Below are 1,429 nucleotides of genomic sequence, written 5' to 3'. Positions count from 1 at the left end.
GGATCCCCCCATGGCCTGCCTCTGCAGCAGGTGGCCCAGCGCATTTGCGATCCCTTCTACAGCAAAGTCCACCCCTTGCTGCCCACCCTGCCGGAGACGGGGGAGCCTTTGGTGTGGCCCTTGTTCAACCAAGGGGAAAATGGCCTTGTCCAGCCCCTGGCGCCAAGCAAAGTGGGCGGCAAACTAGCAGAACGGCGCTGGCTCAAAGCTTGTAACAGCCAGGAGGGCATTGGTTGTCATGCCCTGGCAGCCCATCTGTGGCAGGACGAGCGTTTTCTGGCCGAAGACCGGGATCTGTGTCCCTTTCGCCTCTACGACGGGCGCTACCCCTTGAGCGTGGATCAAGGGCGGCAAACCTGCGGCTTCGACGATCACCCTTGTGGCTGGCAACCGGGGCATCCCAAAATGCTGCAGGTGGTGGGCAAGGGCAAGCAAGCGGAGATTTTGCTCCCCCACTGGACCGAGGACATGTGGGCCATGCTCATCCCGCCCCATCGCCCCCTGCCCATCTATCCTCTGCTGGTGATGCTCTACTTTGGCCAGGAGACTCTGCAGAAGGGGCGGAGCAGCCTTTCGGTGGAGCAGTTTCGTCTGGATTTTCAGTTCAGCCACTCTCAACTCAAGCTGTTGTTCGACACCCACCCTGAGCACCCTCTCAATCGCCATCTGCTCGCTTTGGCAGCGCAACCAGAGGTGGAGTGGGGATCCGCCGAGCTGTTGCCCCAGATGCCGCCCCTTCTCCATCAACCTGCCGGGGGTAAGGTGGTCTTGGAGCCGGATGAGCCGCCCCAGTTTCGCAGCAGTGGGATCCCTTCCTGTGCGGGGACAGACCCGCTGATGGCAGAGCGTCGCCGTCGGCGTCAGTTGGAGCGCAGCGAGCGCCACAACGAGATCTTGCACCACTTTCGCCGCTGGTTCCGCCTGGCCGGGCTGGAGGTGCGGGAAGACCAGCACACATTTGACTTTCTGGCGGTGGCGGATGGAAACCTGCTTTTGGCCGAGGTGAAATTGCTACACCACAAAGATGCGGCAGAGGCGCTGCAGGAGGTGGTGGGGCAATTATTCTATTACGAGCGCTTTGCCCTCACCCCCTGGATCGAACAGGGCTTCTCCGTCCAGAAGGCGGCCGTTTTCGATGGCCCGCCCCCGGATCCCTACATTCGATTTCTGGAAGACCTGGGCATTGCCACCTACTGGATTAACGAACAGCAGATGATCGACGGGCCGGAAAGCTCGCTGCGTCTGCTGCGCCAGATGGAAGTGCGGGTACGGCCGGATCCTGAGTTGGGAGATTAGCCTTTTTTTCGGCTCTAGCCTGACGGTCATTAGAGTCGTTTCAAGTAGCAATTCAAATAGCAATGAAATGTTTCTCTACGTCGTTATTTGGTACGCAACGCTGTCGCAAACGTGCCGGCAGCGCGGAGTGCGA

At 60.0% G+C, this 1,429-nt stretch carries 1 protein-coding gene; it reads left to right on the top strand.

Annotated elements, in window-relative coordinates; genetic code table 11:
- A partial coding sequence (locus NW835_RS08530) for a hypothetical protein (protein ID WP_414415051.1) occupies window positions 1-1,296 on the top strand: 1,296 nt, incomplete at its 5' end.
- Window positions 1,297-1,429 lie beyond the last annotated feature (133 nt).

It is taken from the genome of Synechococcus sp. OH2 (assembly GCF_047462155.1).
Classification (GTDB): Bacteria; Cyanobacteriota; Cyanobacteriia; order Thermostichales; family Thermostichaceae; genus Thermostichus.
The sequence above is the reverse complement of the archived record's forward strand: the minus strand, read 5'-3'. Positions and strand labels throughout refer to the sequence as shown.